At 54.3% G+C, this 16252-nt stretch carries 15 protein-coding genes; 1 reads left to right on the plus strand and 14 read right to left on the minus strand.

Annotated features, from left to right (window positions below; translation table 11 throughout):
- Position 1: 1 nt before the first annotated feature.
- The 14 genes from H7U36_RS10055 to H7U36_RS10120 all read right to left on the minus strand — a co-directional run bounded on the left by H7U36_RS10055 (position 2) and on the right by H7U36_RS10120 (position 14878).
- On the minus strand, positions 2 to 2281 hold the full coding sequence (locus H7U36_RS10055; protein ID WP_191428372.1) for a hydratase: 2280 nt from the start codon (positions 2279 to 2281) through the stop codon (positions 2 to 4).
- Positions 2282 to 2742: 461 nt separating this feature from the next.
- Positions 2743 to 3837, minus strand: a complete 1095-nt coding sequence (locus tag H7U36_RS10060) for a PucR family transcriptional regulator (protein WP_033126151.1) — start codon at positions 3835 to 3837, stop codon at positions 2743 to 2745.
- A 4-nt stretch (positions 3838 to 3841) separates the two neighbouring features.
- On the minus strand, positions 3842 to 3997 hold the full coding sequence (locus H7U36_RS10065) for a hypothetical protein (protein WP_156111852.1): 156 nt from the start codon (positions 3995 to 3997) through the stop codon (positions 3842 to 3844).
- 85 nt (positions 3998 to 4082) lie between these two features.
- The gene (locus H7U36_RS10070; RefSeq protein ID WP_033126150.1) at positions 4083 to 4514 is read right to left on the minus strand and encodes a helix-turn-helix transcriptional regulator; all 432 of its coding nucleotides are present in this window, start codon (positions 4512 to 4514) and stop codon (positions 4083 to 4085) included.
- A gap of 197 nt (positions 4515 to 4711) precedes the next feature.
- Positions 4712 to 5824, minus strand: coding sequence for an ABC transporter ATP-binding protein (locus tag H7U36_RS10075; RefSeq protein WP_033126149.1), 1113 nt, complete (start codon positions 5822 to 5824; stop codon positions 4712 to 4714).
- A gap of 169 nt (positions 5825 to 5993) precedes the next feature.
- Positions 5994 to 6845, minus strand: a complete 852-nt coding sequence (rsmI, locus tag H7U36_RS10080; RefSeq protein ID WP_033126148.1) for a 16S rRNA (cytidine(1402)-2'-O)-methyltransferase — start codon at positions 6843 to 6845, stop codon at positions 5994 to 5996.
- Positions 6846 to 6854: 9 nt separating this feature from the next.
- Complete coding sequence (locus H7U36_RS10085) at positions 6855 to 7622, minus strand: tRNA1(Val) (adenine(37)-N6)-methyltransferase (protein WP_138303615.1); 768 nt, start codon at positions 7620 to 7622, stop codon at positions 6855 to 6857.
- Positions 7612 to 8523 (minus strand): PSP1 domain-containing protein, encoded by a 912-nt coding sequence (locus H7U36_RS10090; RefSeq protein WP_033126146.1) that lies wholly within the window; start codon positions 8521 to 8523, stop codon positions 7612 to 7614. The genes H7U36_RS10085 and H7U36_RS10090 overlap by 11 nt, the downstream gene beginning before the upstream one ends.
- Before the next feature lie 5 nt (positions 8524 to 8528).
- Complete coding sequence (gene holB / locus H7U36_RS10095; protein WP_033126145.1) at positions 8529 to 9518, minus strand: DNA polymerase III subunit delta'; 990 nt, start codon at positions 9516 to 9518, stop codon at positions 8529 to 8531.
- Positions 9505 to 10092: a guanylate kinase gene (locus tag H7U36_RS10100; protein ID WP_205148424.1), complete on the minus strand. Its 588-nt coding sequence runs from the start codon at positions 10090 to 10092 to the stop codon at positions 9505 to 9507. The genes holB and H7U36_RS10100 overlap by 14 nt, the downstream gene beginning before the upstream one ends.
- Complete coding sequence (locus H7U36_RS10105) at positions 10085 to 11509, minus strand: aminotransferase class I/II-fold pyridoxal phosphate-dependent enzyme (protein WP_205156093.1); 1425 nt, start codon at positions 11507 to 11509, stop codon at positions 10085 to 10087. Before H7U36_RS10105 ends, H7U36_RS10100 begins: the two co-directional genes overlap by 8 nt.
- 18 nt (positions 11510 to 11527) lie before the next feature.
- Positions 11528 to 12877 carry a glucose-6-phosphate isomerase gene (locus H7U36_RS10110; protein ID WP_191493589.1) on the minus strand — a complete coding sequence of 450 codons (1350 nt, stop codon included), beginning with the start codon at positions 12875 to 12877 and terminating at the stop codon, positions 11528 to 11530.
- Positions 12878 to 13000: 123 nt separating this feature from the next.
- Entirely contained in the window at positions 13001 to 14044 is a 1044-nt protein-coding gene (locus H7U36_RS10115) for a cell envelope integrity TolA family protein (protein WP_033126141.1), read from the minus strand.
- A gap of 126 nt (positions 14045 to 14170) precedes the next feature.
- Positions 14171 to 14878 (minus strand): 5'-methylthioadenosine/adenosylhomocysteine nucleosidase, encoded by a 708-nt coding sequence (locus H7U36_RS10120; protein ID WP_205148421.1) that lies wholly within the window; start codon positions 14876 to 14878, stop codon positions 14171 to 14173.
- Positions 14879 to 15331: 453 nt separating this feature from the next.
- Here H7U36_RS10120 and H7U36_RS10125 point away from each other — a divergent pair, with 453 nt between their 5' ends.
- Entirely contained in the window at positions 15332 to 16231 is a 900-nt protein-coding gene (locus H7U36_RS10125) for a hypothetical protein (RefSeq protein ID WP_191493587.1), read from the plus strand.
- Positions 16232 to 16252 lie beyond the last annotated feature (21 nt).

The raw sequence follows: 16252 nt of genomic DNA on the forward strand, positions 1-16252 counted from the left end.
CTTATCCTCTGTAGTAGTTGATGAGGCATCCCTTCAGGATGATCTCTCTCTCTGTATCTGTCAGGTCGCCCATGGTAAACTCCAGCTCTTTTAAGCTGTCGCCCACCAGGTAGGCCTTGATCACATCGTCCTTCTCCTCCACAGCCCTGCGGATGTCCGGAACGAAAATGTAATCGCCGTTCTTAAAGCTCAGGTGCTCATGGTCTTCCTTGGTGAGGAAGGGGAGCATGCCCCAGTTGATCAGGTTGGAGCGGTATCTCTTTGTGGCGTACTCAATGGCGATATTCGCCCAGCCGCCCAGCACCTTCTGGCAGGACGCGGCCTGCTCCCTGGCGGAGCCGTCTCCCGGCTTCACCGCGAAAATGGTGCTTCCAACGCCGATATTGCCCTTGCCCACCTCCGGGTAGGTCTCCTGGATCTTTGCCATGACAGGCTTTAACTCCTCCAGGGCATTAAGCGGACACTCTCCGGCCTCGATGGCCTTCTGGGCCTTCTGGACTTCCTTGGCCCGTCCTACATAGGCGGGATCCTTCCTTGAGAGGGCAAACTCCGCCAGCCCCAGGGGGTTGGAGCGGTAGGAGGATGTCTCTCCGGAGGGGATCAGCTCGTCTGTAGTGGTGACCGGATCGTGGATCTCGGAAACCACCTTCAGGATCAGGTTCTCCGGGAGAGCCGGCATTTCCGGCCAGTCCTTGATGTTGGGGCCAAACTTGATCTCCACAGAGGGGTCTGCCACGCCGTGGCTGTCAAACACGCGGTTCGCGTAAATATTTTTGTCAAAATGATACTTGGGTCCTCTGTACTCCACATCCATGGCCGTGGCCGGTGTCAGGAAGCCCTTGTTTGCCGCTGTGGCCGCGATGGAGCGGGCGTCCATGAGGGCCACGGAAGCGATCTGTCCGCTCTGCAGCTTGGAGCCCTCCCTGTTGGGGAAGTTCCTTGTGGAGTGGCGGATGGAGAAGGCGTTGTTGGCCGGCGTGTCTCCCGCGCCAAAGCAAGGTCCGCAGAAGGCAGTCTTCACAATGGTTCCCGCCTCCATCAGGTCTGCCACTGCGCCGTTCTTCACAAGCTCCATGTAGATGGGCGTGCTGGCCGGGTAAACGCTGAAGGTGAACTCGTCCGCGCCGATGTATTTTCCGCGGATGATGTCCGCTGCGGCGCAGATATTTTCAAATCCTCCGCCCGCGCATCCGGCGATGATGCCCTGGTCCACGTAGAGCTTTCCGTCCACGATCTTGCTCTGGAGAGAGTAGTCCACCACGCCGTCCAGGCTCACCAGGGCCTTCTGCTCTACATCGTGGAGCACGTCCTTTAAGTTTGCATTGACTTCGTCAATGGTATATACGTTAGAGGGATGGAAAGGCATGGCGATCATGGGGCGGATCTCGCTCAGGTTCACGTACACCATGCCGTCGTAGTAGGTCACTGCTCCTGGCTGAAGCTCTCTATAGTCCTCCGGCCGTCCGTGGATCTCAAAGAACTCGCGAATAGTCTCATCCGTCTTCCAGATGGAGGACAGACAGGTGGTCTCAGTGGTCATGACGTCGATGCCGATACGGAAGTCCGCGCTCAGCTTGTCCACGCCGGGGCCCACAAACTCCATTACCTTGTTGTTCACATAGCCGTTGGCAAAAGTAGCGCCGATGATGGCCAGAGCCACGTCCTGGGGGCCGACGCCCTTGATGGGCTCTCCGTCCAGGTAAATGCCGATGACGCCCGGCATCTTAATGTCGTAGGTCTTGCCCAGAAGCTGCTTTACAAGCTCCGGTCCGCCCTCGCCCATGGCCATGGTTCCCAGGGCACCGTAGCGGGTGTGGCTGTCAGAGCCAAGGATCATCTTTCCGCCGCCGGCCAGCATTTCCCTTGCAAACTGGTGGATGACCGCCTGGTGAGGGGGCACATACACGCCACCGTACTTCTTAGCGCATGTGAGGCCGAACATGTGGTCATCCTCGTTGATGGTCCCGCCCACCGCGCACAGGGAGTTGTGGCAGTTGGTCAGCACGTAGGGAACCGGAAATTTCTCCAGTCCTGAAGCCCGGGCTGTCTGGATAATACCCACAAAAGTGATGTCGTGGGATGTGAGTTTATCGAATTTGATCTGAAGGCGCTCCATATTGCCGGAGGTGTTGTGATCCTTCAGTATATTGTATGCCATTGTCTGCGCTGCTGCTTCTTCCTGTGTCACAGCCCGGCCGGTCTTCTGCTGCACTTCGGCCGCATCTTCCATGATCTCTGTGCCGTTCACAAGATAAACGCCTTTGTCGTAGAGCTTTATCATCTTTCCATATTCCTCCTGTTTTTGATTTTACTTCGTCAGTTTATTTTATCCCGGTTCCGGGGAAAAGTCAATTTAAACGGGTGGATATATATGCGATACGCGTGAAGGTTATAAAGAAATCTGGTTAACTATAACGAAAATATTGTAAACTTTCATTATGTTATACTCTGCATACGGAACAACTGTGATACAAGGTGGCAGCCTCCCTATACTCATAAAGCAGAGGGGAGGTGGTGCAGATGGATACATATAAGCGAAAATAAATAAGCCTACCTTGTACTTGGCGGTCAGGTAGGCTTATGCCACATCTTGGAGGCTAACCACTTTGTGGGCGGTTGTTCCTTTTCTATATCTACTATATCACACTAAAATGACAGTTTCAACACCTCAAACACAAGTGGATCAGCCTCCTTCCAGGCAGGGTCCGCGTCCGTTTTGGCCGGCTGTCTCTTTGCAGCGTTTCAGCTTTCCTTCTCCTTCATCGCCCTCATATGCTTTTCCACCATCAGGGCAATCTTGAATGTCATGGCGTCCTCAAACACCCGGACGTCCAGACCTGTCTTTTTCTGGATCTTCTCAAGACGATACACCAGGGTATTCCGGTGCACATACAGCTTTCTCGCCGTCTCCGAGATGTTCAGATTATTCTCGAAGAAGGTGTAGACCGCCGCCAGCTCCTCCTCCTCAAAGCTCTCCATGGCGTTCCCCTCGAAGACCTCGTCCAGGAACATCTCGCACAGGGAAGCCGGAAGCTGGTGTATGAGCCGGCCTATGCCCAGCACTCTGTAGGACAGCACGCGCCGCTGGGAGTAGAAGATGCGCCCCACCTCCATGGCCATATCCGCCTCCTTGTAGGAGCGGGACACGTCCTTGAGCTCCTCCACAATGGTGCCGTAGGAGACCCGGACACCGACCATGGCCTCCATGCCCAGGGTATCCACGATGACATCCGCCATGTGCTGGATATCCTCGTAGTCCTCTGTGGGCTCCAGGGCCTTCACAAGGATAATATGCCTCTCCTCGACAGAGGTGGCAAAGTCCTTGATGCCGATGGAAAAAAGGCCCTTCAGTGTCTCCAGCACCAGGTTGTCGTCCGCGTTTTTGGGCTCAACCAGGAACACGACCCTCCGCTGCAGCACCGGGATCTTCAGTCTCTTGGCCTGGTTGTAGATGTCCACCAGGAGGAGATTGTCCAGAAGAAGGCTCTGGATAAACCGATTCTTGTCCATTTTATTGCGATTCATGGAGGCCAGGCTCTCCAGATGGCTGAGGCCGAAGCGCCCCGCCATCACTGCTTTGTCGTCTGTCCCGGCCACAGCCAGTACGTAGAAATGCTCTGCGTTTTCCAGCAGGAACAGGCTCTCCTCTCCTGTGGACTCCTCCTTCCCCTGGCTGTTATATTGTTGGATCAGTTCCTCCACATCTGCCTGCCGGGGCCGCGCTTTTACGTTTGTCATGGCCAGGCACTCTGCCTTTTCATTCCATATGGAACAGTCAAAGCCTGATATTCTCTTGATCTCCTGTATCAGTTTCTGTATCGTCTGATTTGGCAGCAACTTGTCACATCCTTTCCGGGCTCTGCTCCCGTCTTTTCCATTCTTTCATCTGGCAGTCAAATACGCTGATTTCCAGATCTGTCTGAAATCTCTCAGCCAGAAAGAGTCCGCCTGCCACAGGCAGCAGAATCAGGGTAAGGTACAAAAGGATTTTCTTCATGCTAATCTCCCTCCACTTTCTCCTCACCTTCGAAACCATCCTACATTATATAGCCGTCGAACAGTGTCGATTTTCCCCTCTGGCGTCAGATTTTTTTCAATTTTTCTTTGATCCGGTCCATTCTCCGGTATATGGCTTTTTCTGTAATACCTATTATAGCAGAAATCTCTCTCGTCTCATAACCGTTTATTTTCAAATACAGGATTTCTTTTCCGACCTGGTCCAGGCCTTTAAGAACACGCTCTGTCCTCTCTGAGAAAAATCGGCTGTCCTCCATATCAAAATACTTCATGACAGCTCTCCTGTAATCCCGCATCCATCCTTCCGCCTCATAGTCCTCCCAGGGAGCCCAGTGCTCCAGGAACCGGCGCTCGGATTTGAAGATATCCCAGTCGTATTCCCGGAGCATCTGTATCTCCTCCTCGTCCATCCCCCACTGACGCAGAACCTTCTCCTCCTCTTCCTTCCGGTTTCTCCACAGCAGCTCCTCCCTGGCCTTATTGTATTCCCATTCCAACGTTGCTCTTTTTATCCCTGTGTGTCCATTATCTCTTTTTAGGTATATGTTAAAAACAATTATACATTATGTCAGAATGATAAACAATTAACAATTCGTTGCATACCGCGGCAGACAGCCAGATGGGAACCAAAAAAAGAGAGACACCCTTCCAGGCATCTCTCTTCCTTTTCACATATTCATTTCAAAGCGTCTGACTAGTTTGTGATCGTCAGCTCTGTCTCTTTGTCAAAGATATGGATCTTCTCAGCATCCAGAGCGAATTTCACTGTGTCGCCGGATCTTGCTGTTGTTCTGGGATCAACTCTTGCTGTCATGCTTGCTCCCTCATAGTCGAAGTAGAGGAGAACCTCTGCGCCGAGCATCTCGTATACACGGATCTTGGCCTCGATCACTGTGTCAGGAGAAGCTTCGATGAACATCTGCTCATCGTGAACATCCTCAGGACGGATACCGAGAACAACTGTCTTTCCATCATAGCCGCCTTCTTTGAGCGCTTTTGCTTTTGCAGGCGGAAGAGCGATTGTATGAGGTCCTGTTACAAGAGAAACTTTGTCTCCCTCAACTTTGCATGTAGCATCGATAAAGTTCATCTGCGGAGATCCGATGAATCCAGCAACGAACATATTGCAAGGATAATCGTACAGTGTCTGCGGTGTATCTACCTGCTGTACAACACCAGCGTTCATAACTACGATTCTTGTACCAAGTGTCATAGCCTCTGTCTGGTCATGTGTTACGTAGATGATGGTTGTGCCCAGTCTCTGGTGCAGCTTGGAGATCTCAACACGCATCTGTCCACGAAGTTTTGCATCCAGGTTGGAGAGAGGCTCGTCCATAAGGAATACCTTGGGGTTACGAACGATCGCACGTCCCATGGCAACACGCTGTCTCTGTCCACCGGAAAGAGCCTTTGGTTTACGATCCAGAAGAGCTTCCAGGTCAAGGATCTTGGCAGCCTCGCGAACCATCTTGTCGATCTGATCTTTCGGAACTTTTCTCAGTTTCAGACCAAATGCCATGTTATCATATACTGTCATATGCGGATACAGAGCGTAGTTCTGGAATACCATTGCGATATCGCGGTCCTTCGGCTCAACGTCGTTTACGACTCTGTCACCGATCTTCAGCTCGCCGGATGTGATCTCCTCAAGACCTGCGATCATACGGAGCGTGGTGGATTTTCCACATCCGGAAGGTCCTACAAAGATGATAAATTCTTTATCCTCGATCTCAAGGTTGAAATCTTTTACAGCTTCAAATCCGTTAGGATATGTTTTGTTAATGTGCTTTAATGATAAACTTGCCATTGTTTTGTTCCTCCTGTTAATGGTGCACGGCCGGAGCCGACGTTCTTTATCTGTTACCCAGTATATAAAAAAAGAAGGGATTTCGCCATGCCCAAGTTGAACAATCTTTTTTTTGATTTCTATACAACTTGACCAACGGTCCCTTCTTCTCTTCCGTCATTCTGACAGATCATTCCTCTTCTCTTTGCAGAAGCGCCTGGTAAATCTCCCTCTTGCTGACGCCTCTGTCCTTTGCCACCTTTTTCATGGCCTCTTTCCGCTCCACGCCCTGATCCGTGTAGTATGCCATGTGCTCCTCCAGGGACATCTCCTCCCACTTCTTCTGGGACTGGCGGCGCAGCTCCTCCCGGCTCTTTCCCCGGATAACAAGAACGCACTCTCCCCGGGGCTCCTGGGCTTTGTAGTAAGCGCAGGCCTCCTCCAGGGTGGACCGATAGACGGTCTCGTGCTTTTTGGTCAGCTCCCGGCAGACGGACACCTGCCGGTCTCCCAGCGCTTCCAGAAGCTCCTCCAGCGTCCGCAGGAGGCGATGGGGCGCCTCATAGATCACAATGGTCCTGGTCTCGTCCTTCAGCTCCTCCAGCACGTCCCTTCTCTCCTTTTTGTCGGAGGGGAGGAAAGCCTCAAAGGCAAACCGCCTTGTGGGCAGCCCGGATATAGTCAGGGCAGTCACGCAGGCGGCGGCTCCGGGCACGGCTGTGACCGTGATCCCCGCCTCATGGCACATTTTCACAAGCTCCTCCCCGGGATCCGAGATTCCCGGCGTGCCGGCGTCCGTGATGAGGGCGATATTTTTTCCCTCCAGGAGAAGCGCTGTGAGCTTCTTTCCTTTCTCAATCTTGTTGTATTCGTGGTAGCTGGTCATGGGAGTCCGTATCTCAAAGTGGTTCAGCAGCTTGATGCTGTTGCGGGTGTCCTCCGCGGCTATGAGATCTGCCTCCTTCAGTGTGCGCACGGCCCGGAAGGTCATATCCTCCAGGTTCCCGATGGGGGTGGCGCACAGATACAGTGTTCCTGCCATATTTCTCTCCTAATGTTTCTCCTGTCTGTCCAGACCGTACAGCTTTAACAGCTCGTCTGTGTAGGTTCCGTCTTTGTTGTACACCACCAGGGGCGGCTCCACGGTCATCCTTGGGCTCGCGTCCTTCACTCCCTCCAGGAGCACCATGTTTGGCTCCCTGTCTATGTAGGGGTGGACAAGACGCATCCGCTTCGGCTCGATCCGGTGGCGGCTCATGCCGGCGAGGATCTCGGCCAGCCGGAAGGGGCGGTGCACCATATAAAACCGACCTTTATTTTCCAGGAGCCTGGCGCTCTCTCTTAGCACGTCCTCCAGGGTGCAGAGCACCTCGTGGCGGGCAATGTACTTGGCCTCGTTGGCATTTTTCAGGCCGTGATCTCCGATCATGTAAGGCGGGTTGACTGTGACTACGTGAAAAGAGGCGGCGCCGAAAAGGGCGGCTGCCTCTCTGATATCTCCCGTGACAATGCGGACCCTGTCCTCCAGGTGGTTGACAAGGACGCTGCGGCGGGCCATGTCCGCGCTCTCCTCCTGAATCTCCAGGCCGGTGTAGGACTCCCCCTCGTTTTTTGCCTCCAGCAGAATGGGGAGGATGCCTGTCCCGGTCCCCAGATCCAGCGCCCGCTCACCCTTTTTTACCTTTGCGAAGGCGGACAGCAGGACCGCGTCCATGCCAAAGCAGAACCGGCCCGGGGACTGGATGATCCGGTACCCCTTGATCTGCAGGTCGTCCAGGCGTTCCCCCGGCTTTAAATCCACTGTACTCTTACTTGTCATCCAGCTTCGACGCTCCGTTCTTCTCCTCCAGTGCCTTCAGCTGCGCCATCTCCTCCCTGGAGATCTTTGTGTCCTTCTTCTTCCGGCGGGGCTTGAAGCGCAGCTCCGCTGCCTTGTACTCCCGGACCTCCTTCTCATCGTTGTCCAGGGTAACGACCACCTTCACCAGCTGGCGCAGCACATTGACGGCCTGCACGTCGCCTTTCAGCTTCTCCGGCGTAGTGACTGTGTCTCCCACCGCCGGCAGACGGCTGTTCAGCTCCTCGTAGTTTTGTTCCTCATTGGTGAGGCAGCACATGAGCCTGCCGCACACGCCCGAAATCTTGCTGGGGTTGAGGGACAAATTCTGCTCCTTGGCCATCTTGATGGACACTGGGGCAAACTCTGTCAGGTATGTATGACAGCACAGCTCCCGGCCGCAGATGCCGATGCCTCCCCGGATCTTAGTCTCGTCCCGCACGCCGATCTGGCGCAGCTCGATCCTTGTGCGGAACACGCTGGCCAGGTCCTTTACCAGCTCCCGGAAGTCGATCCTTCCGTCTGCGGTGAAGTAGAACAGCACTTTATTGTTGTCAAATGTGTACTCCGCATCGATGAGCTTCATCTCCAGCCCGTGCTTGCGGATCTTCTCCTGGCAGATGCTGAAGGCCTCTTTCTCCTTCTCCCGGTTCTTCTCCTCCCGGCGGTAGTCGTCCTTGTTTGCGATGCGGATGACGGATTTGAGAGGCTGGCTGATCCTCTCCTCCTCCACCTCTCGCGGCCCGGTCACAACATTTCCGAACTCCACGCCCCTGGCGGTCTCCACGATCACATTGTCCCCATGGTGGATCTCCAGTTTTCCGGGGGAGAAGAAATAGACCTTCCCCGCCCTGCGAAATCTTACTCCAATCACCTTTGTCATATCTGTCAGTTCTCCTTTATCGTCAGCAGCAAAAGCTCCATGACAAGGTCAAAATTTACATTTGCCTTGAGGCGTGTCTTGGCCTTCTCCAGACTCTCCAGTATCAGCTCAATGCCCTCGTAGGAGCTCTTCTTTGCCCGCTCCTGGATGTAGCTGATCTGGTCTTTGAACACGACCTTGTCCATATCCTTTGTCGCCTTATATAGCAACACGTCCCTGTACCATATCATGATGATGTCCAGGTAGTCGTTGATCTCGAGTTTATAAGTGTTAATCTTCTTGATGGCCTTCGTGATCTCACTGATGTCCATCTCGTTGATGTATTTCAGAAGCTGGACCGCCTCCTCCCGGATCTCGTTAAAGTGATCCGAGCTGGCCAGCATGATCGCCCGCCCCATATTTCCCTGGGCAAAGGCTGTGCACATGTCCGCCTTGTAGTCCGGCACATGCATAGTCTCCATGAGGTACTTGCGGATCAGGGTATCCTTGATGTTACGCAGCTTCAGCATCACGCACCGGGAGGTGATGGTGGGAAGCAGGGCCTCCGCGTTCTCTGTGAGAAGAAAGATCACCGCGTAGGCAGGGGGCTCCTCGATGGTCTTGAGAAGGGCGTTCTGAGCCTGCACGGTCATCAGGTCCGCCTCCGCTATAATGTAGATCTTGTAGGGGCCCTGGTAGGGCTTGATCTGAATGTCCTCGTTGACCTGCCTGCGGATGTCGTCCACGCTGATGGTATTCGGCTTCTCGTGGGTTACCCGGATGATGTCCGGATGGTTCCCACTCTCCGCCTGGTGACAGGAGTGGCATTTATTGCAGGGATCCGGCCCCTGCTCCTCGCACAAGAGCGTAGTGGCAAACAGGTTCGCCAGCATTTTCTTGCCGGAGCCTCTCTCCCCGTTCAGGATATAGGCATGTGACACCTTGTTCTCTGTCACGGCATTGCGTATATAGTTGATAATGTCCTTGTGTCCTACTACGTCTTTAAAGCTTCCCATTGTATATTACCTCTGTGATTTCTTCTAAACAGTGTTCTTTATCTTCGTTGCGGAACCGGCGCTGTATGCCCAGCCGGCGCAGCTTTTCCTCCGAAAAGTCCTCCTCGTCCGCAAGAAAACGGCGGCACAGCTCTTTGTACTTTGGCTGCGCCTGCTGCCTCTCCCTGGCAAGCGCCCGGGAAAGCCGCTCTCCGTCCTCCACTTCTATATAGAGGGGCAGGATGTTCTCCGCCCCGTAGTATTGTACCATTTTTTCGTAGGATTCCAAAGTCCCGATCATGAGATAATTTCCCGTCTCCAGATCGATCTGTCCGTCGTCAGCTGTAAAATATTTCCACACGCCGCAGGCTGTATCGTATGCCCGGAGCTCAATGATGCGGCCCGCCCGCTCCAGCTCCTCTGTCCGCTTCTCGTCTGTGAAGAAATACTCCACCCCGTCTTTCTCCCCCTCCCGGCGGGGCCTTGTAGTGTAGGGCACCACCTGCTTCAGCTCCGGGATGCGGGACAGAAGCTCCTTGAAAATAGTGTCCTTGCCTGATGAACTTTTTCCTATTATGTAGTATATTTTACCCATTTATCCAGACCCTGATGCTTCCTTCTTCTTCCATACCTTCCAGGGAAAATCCCTGGCTTCTGCTTGTGAGCAGCAATTCCACACTCTCCCGGCTGATGCGCTCTCCCGGAACGATGAGCGGAATGCCCGGCGGATAGAGGTAGGCGTACTCTGTGGACACCAGTCCCTCGCTCTCCTCCAGGAGCACTTTTTTCACCTGTCCCTTCACAGGGCTCGTCTCCCGGGCCAACTCCTCCATCCGGGCGCTTGTGCAGACTATCTCATTCCGCGGCAGGCCGCCGGCCTGGCAGGGGACTGCTGCCGCTCTCTCCCTCGCGGATCTGTCAATCTCCTCCAGGGCGTCCCCCAGCCGGCGGAAGCCCTCCTGCGTATCCCCCACGCTTGTCATGGCCAAGGCGTAGGAGCCGGCGGCCATCTCAAGCTGCAGATGATAATCCCTAAGAAGCCACAGATACAGCTCTCTTCCGGTCATGTCCGCCCTGCCTACAGACAGGACCAGCTTGGACCGGTCGTAGCGCTCTGTCTGTACAAGGGAGAGCTTTTCCAGATGTCTCAGCCGCTCTCTGAGCCTCTTAAGCTGCTCCACATAGGGGCCAAAGAGCTCCTCCCTCTTCTCCCCCAGCAGATGGATACACCTGTCGATGCCAGCCATGAGCACATAGGAGGGGCTGCTGGACTGGAGCATGTCCAGATAGCGGAAGATCCGCTCCCGATCTGCAAAGGGCCCGTCCACGTGGAGGAGGGCCGTCTGGGTCAGAGCCGGCAGCGTCTTGTGGAGACTGTGGATCACCACGTCCGCCCCCTGTCCCAGGGCGCTCTCCGGAAAATAGGGGTGGAAGCCAAAGTGGGCCCCGTGTGCCTCGTCCACGATCAGGGGAATTCCCCTCTTATGGACCTCCCCGACAATGCCCCGGATGTCCGAGACGACGCCGTCATAGGTGGGGGAGACCAGGATCACCGCCTTTACCCTGGAATGTTCATTAAGCGCAGCTTTCACTGCGCTTACAGATATTTCTGTATTCAACTGAATATCCGGTCGGAAACCGGGGTACAGGTACACCGGCTCCAGCTCGTTCATATAGATGGCGTGATACACGGATTTGTGACAGTTCCGGCCCACCAGCACCTGATCTCCCTTCCGGGTGCACCCCAGGATGGCGCTTAATATCCCCGCTGTGCTTCCGTTCACGAGAAATCTCGTCTCGCCGGTCCCGTAGATCCGGGAGGCCTTCTCCTGCGCTTCCTTCAGGATCCCGTCCGGGTGGTGGAGGTCGTCAAATCCCTCGATCTCAGTGATGTCGATCCCGTAGGGAAGATCACTGCCGAAGCGCGCTGTGTTCCGCTTGTGCCCCGGCATGTGAAACCCGTAATAGTCAGAAACGCTGTATCTTTGCAGTCTGGCGTAAAGTTCAGTCATCTGATAGCCTCGTATAGCTTACAATCTCTTCAGCAGCTCTTCTCTCTCTTTTTCATAGCCCGGCTTTCCGAGGAGAGCGAACATGTTTGACTTGTAGCTCTCAACGCCCGGCTGGTTGAACGGATTGACGCCGGATACATAGCCGCTGACGCCGCAGGCAAACTCGAAGAAGTAGAAGAGCTCACCCAGATAAAATTCATTCTGCTCCGGAATATTCACCATCAGGTTCGGCACATTGCCATCTGTGTGGGCCAGGACTGTTCCGTTCATGGCGCTCTTGTTTACAAAGTCCATGCTCTTTCCCGCCAGGTAGTTCAGGCCGTCCAGATCCACCGGCTCCTCGTTAATGAGGATTTCCTCTCTGGATGTCTCCACATTCAGGACTGTCTCATACATGATGCGGCTGCCGTCCTGGATGAACTGGCCCATGGAGTGGAGGTCTGTAGTAAGATCCACGGATGCCGGGAAGATACCCTTCTGGTCTTTTCCCTCGCTCTCGCCGTAGAGCTGCTTCCACCACTCAGATACATAGTGAAGGCTCGGCTCGTAGTTCGCCAGCACCTCTACGGATTTGCCCTTTCTGTGAAGGATGTTGCGGACAGCCGCGTACTGCAGGGCGTCATTTTCCTCAAATGGCTTGTTCAGCGCCAGCTCTCTTCCTGCCGCTGCGCCCTCCATCAGCTTCTCGATGTCTGCGCCGCTGACTGCGATGGGCAGAAGTCCCACAGCTGTCAGAACGGAGAAGCGTCCTCCTACATCGTCCGGCACAACGAAGGACTCGTAGCCCTCCTCTGTAGCCAGGTTCTTCAGGGCTCCCCTTGCCTTGTCCGTGGTGGCGTAAATCCTCTTGGCCGCTTCCTCTTTGCCGTATTTCTTCTCCAGCATCTCCTTGAACACGCGGAAGGCGATGGCCGGCTCTGTGGTCGTTCCGGACTTGGAGATGATATTTACGGAGAAATCTCTGTCGCCGATCACGTCGATGAGCCCCTTCAGATAGGTGCTGCTGATGCTGTTTCCTGCATAGTAGATCTCCGGTGTCTTGCGGATCTCTTTGGATACATTGTTGTAGAAGCCGTGGCGCAGGAACTCGATGGCAGCTCTTGCTCCCAGGTAGGAGCCGCCGATACCGATGACGATCAGTACCTCGGAGTCGCTCTGAATCTTCTCTGCCGCCTTCTGGATGCGCGCGAACTCTTCTTTATCGTAATCTACAGGGAGATTTACCCAGCCAATATAGTCGTTGCCGGCTCCTGTTCCGCTCACCAGGACGTCCTTGGCGTTTCCTACGATCTCTTTCATGGAGTCTATTTCATGCTCTTTGATAAATGTCATTGCCTTTGAATAGTCGAATGTAACTTTACTGCTCATGGTAAACCCTTCTTTCTCTCTTCGTTATTGTATACTTATGATACACGATACAGCTCTTAGGCAAGGCAGACAGGCCCGCTTCAGCTCATATCAAGTCTATTTTACCAGTATTACCCTTTATAATCAAGCCAAAAACTCCTCCAGTATCTCCCGGATGCGGACCTCCTTTGAGACCTCGTCCTCCTCTTTTCCGGTCCTCGTCCGGGCCGCTTTTGTCTCCCTTACAGGCCTGTCCTTTCCGCTCTGGCGTTTTTTCGCGTCAGCAGCCAGCTCTCTGGAGGCTTCCTCCTGGAAGCGCAGCCGCTGCTCTCTCTGCTCCTGAGCCGGCTCCCGGGCGGCTGTCTCCCGGACTGCTTCCTGTGCAGCTTTCTGAACCGGCTCCCAGGCCGGCTCCCTGCCTTCTGCCGCCTGCGCCTTCTCTTCCTGCGCCTCCCGCAGGTTCTGTGGCTGACCCATCTCTGACTGGCGCATTTCCGGCTGATGCATCTCCGGCCGGCTCATCTCCGGCTGGCGGATTTCAGGCTGCGGGCCCTCTGCCGGCTGCAGGATCTCCGGCTGGATCTCCCGTGCCGGCTGGATCTCCTCAGACCGGGAATTTGTGTCCGGCGGAGCCATGGCCTTCCACTCTTCCTTCACTCTGTCCGCCTGCGCCTTCTCATACCGGTGTGCGCAGACATTTTCCAGATAATCCACCATATAGTTTCTGATGACTCCAAGCTGGTACTTCTCATCGCTTGTGAGCTGGAACAGGAAGAGAAGAATGGCTCCTCCCGCTCCCGCCGCGCCGTACTGGATCACCTGGTCCGCCATGCCCCGGGACGCGTACCAGGCACCCGCGCCGGCCAGTCCAAACAGAAGGCACAGCCACACGCCCGCCTTCTCCAGGCGTCTCCAGGTGTGAAGCCTGAGCCCTCCGGCCCGGTACTCATGCAGATATTTTTCCACAAACACCTCCACGTTCTGAACCCGGTCGCTCACCATGCAGGCATGTTCAAATTTTGCCTTCACCAGGCGAACCAGGGGATGTCCGCTCTTATTCATACTGCCGGCCGCCCGGACCAGTCTCTTCAGAGAAATGCCGGCCGCGATCTTGCTGATCACCCCCACAGCCGCGGCTATCCCCATAAGGATAACCATAATATGTCTGTCCAATACCACTTCTAACATGATCTAACCCTCCTTCTTTGATTTGATTATACTCAAATCCGGAAGGGAAACCAGAAAAACCGTTCTACAGTTTCTGCCCGGAAACAGGGGATTTCCGGCGCTTTCTGGCGAGCTGTGCCGCTGCTTTTACAGACCCTTTTCCGGCAGTTTCAAAAGGAGGGCCTTCACAAGCCTTACGCTGTGGGCGATAGCCTGTTTTTCAAAGACCGGATAGTCTACAGAGGCGCTGTTGTCGGCTTTGTCAGAAATCGCTCGGATAATGACATACGAAATTCCGTTCAGGTAGGCGGCGTGGGCAATGCCCGCTCCCTCCATCTCCGTGCACAGAGGATCGAAATTGCGCTTGATCCTCTCCTTGTCCTTGGCGTCTGAGATAAACTGGTCGCCTGACACTACCCTTCCCGTAAATGTGTGGATGTCCGGGTTTGCCTCCTGGTTGGCCTCTTTTGCCAGCTCTACCAGGCGGGGATCCGCCTCAAAGGAAAACACGTCCATCCTTGGGATCTGTCCCATCGGGTCGCCGAACTTGGAGGCGTCCATGTCGTGGTACAGGGAGTCCGTGGAGATCACTATATCCCCAATGTCAATGCGGGCGTCAAGGGAACCGGCGATGCCTGTGTTGATCAGCGCGTCCACGCCGAACTCGGAGGCCAGTATCTGGGCGCACAGAGCCGCGTTGACCTTGCCGATGCCGCTGCGCACCACCACCACATTCCGGCCGCAGAGAACGCCCTTCACAAAGGTCATACCCGCGATCTCCTTTATCTCCTCCGTCTGCATTTCCTCCTTTAAGGCGGAGACCTCCTCCTCCATTGCTCCTATAATTCCAATCATTTTGCTCATCCTTTCTACCTTATAATAATCATGTCTGATCATCCTTTTTAATGCCCTTTCATTATAGCGTGGGAGAAGGTGGTTTGCAATCAGGGTTGTGACTGGATAGGATCAGAGTGTCGCGACCAGGTGGCTCAGGGCGTTGCGGCCGGGATTTCAAATGGTTGCTATAATTGCAGGGGAAGGTATTGCTTTTCTCCGTCTCCCATGGTATCGTAGATAGTACAGATAGCAGCCGCACAGCGCTGTTTTCCTGTCAATCAAGATCATCTGCCGCACATTTCAGCTGCAGATATTTTCTAGCTGCATTTATCTGAATATCTCAGTCCGCATCGGACAGATATCCAACGAATATTTTGTACATTTACGATAAAATAAAGGCAATCTGCTATCTGGTATGGTATGATAAGGATATGAAAACAGTTCCTGTGCCGCCGGAAACGGAGGGACATATTGCAGGAAGCAAACAAACTGAACACGGATCTTTCTCATCTTGAGGATCTGGCTTTCAAGTCCGCCGCGGACTACTTTGGCGATGAGCTGATCCACTGGCTGGGTATCCCGGAGAAGGCCGTCCGGTCAGCGCCCACGGAAATAGTGGAGCTGGAGACCCGACACATGTACCAGGATTTTCTCTACGAGATGGAAAACGGTCTCTGGTATCACTTTGAATTTGAGAGCGACTCAGTCTCCGTCAGCGATATGCGGCGGTTCCGGGAGTATGAGGCGTCCGCCTCCCGGCGGCTCGGCGGGCCGGTGATCACCTACGTCATCTGCTCCGACAGGGCCAAAAAGCTCCGGGACAGCATCACAGAGGGGATTAACACGTACCGGGTCCGCCTGATCCGATTAAAGGACGACAACTCAGACCAGCTCTTTTCCCGGCTTGCTGAAAATGGTGCCTCTTCTGTGTCGAGGGAAGACATCATTCCCCTGCTCCTCTCTCCCCTGATGGGAGGCAGTCTCAGACAGAAGAACCGGATCCTGCAGGCCATTCAGCTCCTGCGGGCAGCCGAGAGCTCCTTTGACCCGGAGGAGATCCAGAAGATGGAAGCGATACTCTACGCTTTCGCAGTGAAATTTTTGAAGGACGATGACCTGGAAGCAATAAAGGAGGCGATTGCCATGACAAAACTTGGACAGATGATATGGGATGACGCCATAGAGAAGGGGCGCGAGGAGTGGACGCGGATTGGAAGGCAGCAGGGTGAGGCCATTGGGCGGCAGCAGGCATCCGACCGCTACAGCAAATTAATCCTTATTCTAAACAAAGAGAAAAAAGAAGATCAGATCATAAAGGCTGCATCCGACTCTTCGTACAGGGAGGAGCTTTATCAGAAATATGGGCTCTGACCTGGCCATATGGCTGGACGA

This window comes from Faecalicatena fissicatena (assembly GCF_016900595.1).
GTDB classification, from domain to species: domain Bacteria; phylum Bacillota; class Clostridia; order Lachnospirales; family Lachnospiraceae; genus Claveliimonas; species Claveliimonas intestinigallinarum.

What these genes read in the sequence shown, in the direction of transcription:
- H7U36_RS10055 (WP_191428372.1), bottom strand. Translation starts at nt 2,281, where the DNA reads ATGATAAAGCTCTACGACAAAGGCGTTTATCTTGTGAACGGCACAGAG.
- H7U36_RS10065 (WP_156111852.1), bottom strand. Translation starts at nt 3,997, where the DNA reads ATGAAGAAAATCCTTTTGTACCTTACCCTGATTCTGCTGCCTGTGGCA.
- H7U36_RS10075 (WP_033126149.1), bottom strand. Translation starts at nt 5,824, where the DNA reads ATGGCAAGTTTATCATTAAAGCACATTAACAAAACATATCCTAACGGA.
- rsmI (WP_033126148.1), bottom strand. Translation starts at nt 6,845, where the DNA reads ATGGCAGGAACACTGTATCTGTGCGCCACCCCCATCGGGAACCTGGAG.
- H7U36_RS10085 (WP_138303615.1), bottom strand. Translation starts at nt 7,622, where the DNA reads ATGACAAGTAAGAGTACAGTGGATTTAAAGCCGGGGGAACGCCTGGAC.
- H7U36_RS10090 (WP_033126146.1), bottom strand. Translation starts at nt 8,523, where the DNA reads ATGACAAAGGTGATTGGAGTAAGATTTCGCAGGGCGGGGAAGGTCTAT.
- holB (WP_033126145.1), bottom strand. Translation starts at nt 9,518, where the DNA reads ATGGGAAGCTTTAAAGACGTAGTAGGACACAAGGACATTATCAACTAT.
- H7U36_RS10100 (WP_205148424.1), bottom strand. Translation starts at nt 10,092, where the DNA reads ATGGGTAAAATATACTACATAATAGGAAAAAGTTCATCAGGCAAGGAC.
- H7U36_RS10105 (WP_205156093.1), bottom strand. Translation starts at nt 11,509, where the DNA reads ATGACTGAACTTTACGCCAGACTGCAAAGATACAGCGTTTCTGACTAT.
- H7U36_RS10110 (WP_191493589.1), bottom strand. Translation starts at nt 12,877, where the DNA reads ATGAGCAGTAAAGTTACATTCGACTATTCAAAGGCAATGACATTTATC.
- H7U36_RS10115 (WP_033126141.1), bottom strand. Translation starts at nt 14,044, where the DNA reads ATGTTAGAAGTGGTATTGGACAGACATATTATGGTTATCCTTATGGGG.
- H7U36_RS10120 (WP_205148421.1), bottom strand. Translation starts at nt 14,878, where the DNA reads ATGATTGGAATTATAGGAGCAATGGAGGAGGAGGTCTCCGCCTTAAAG.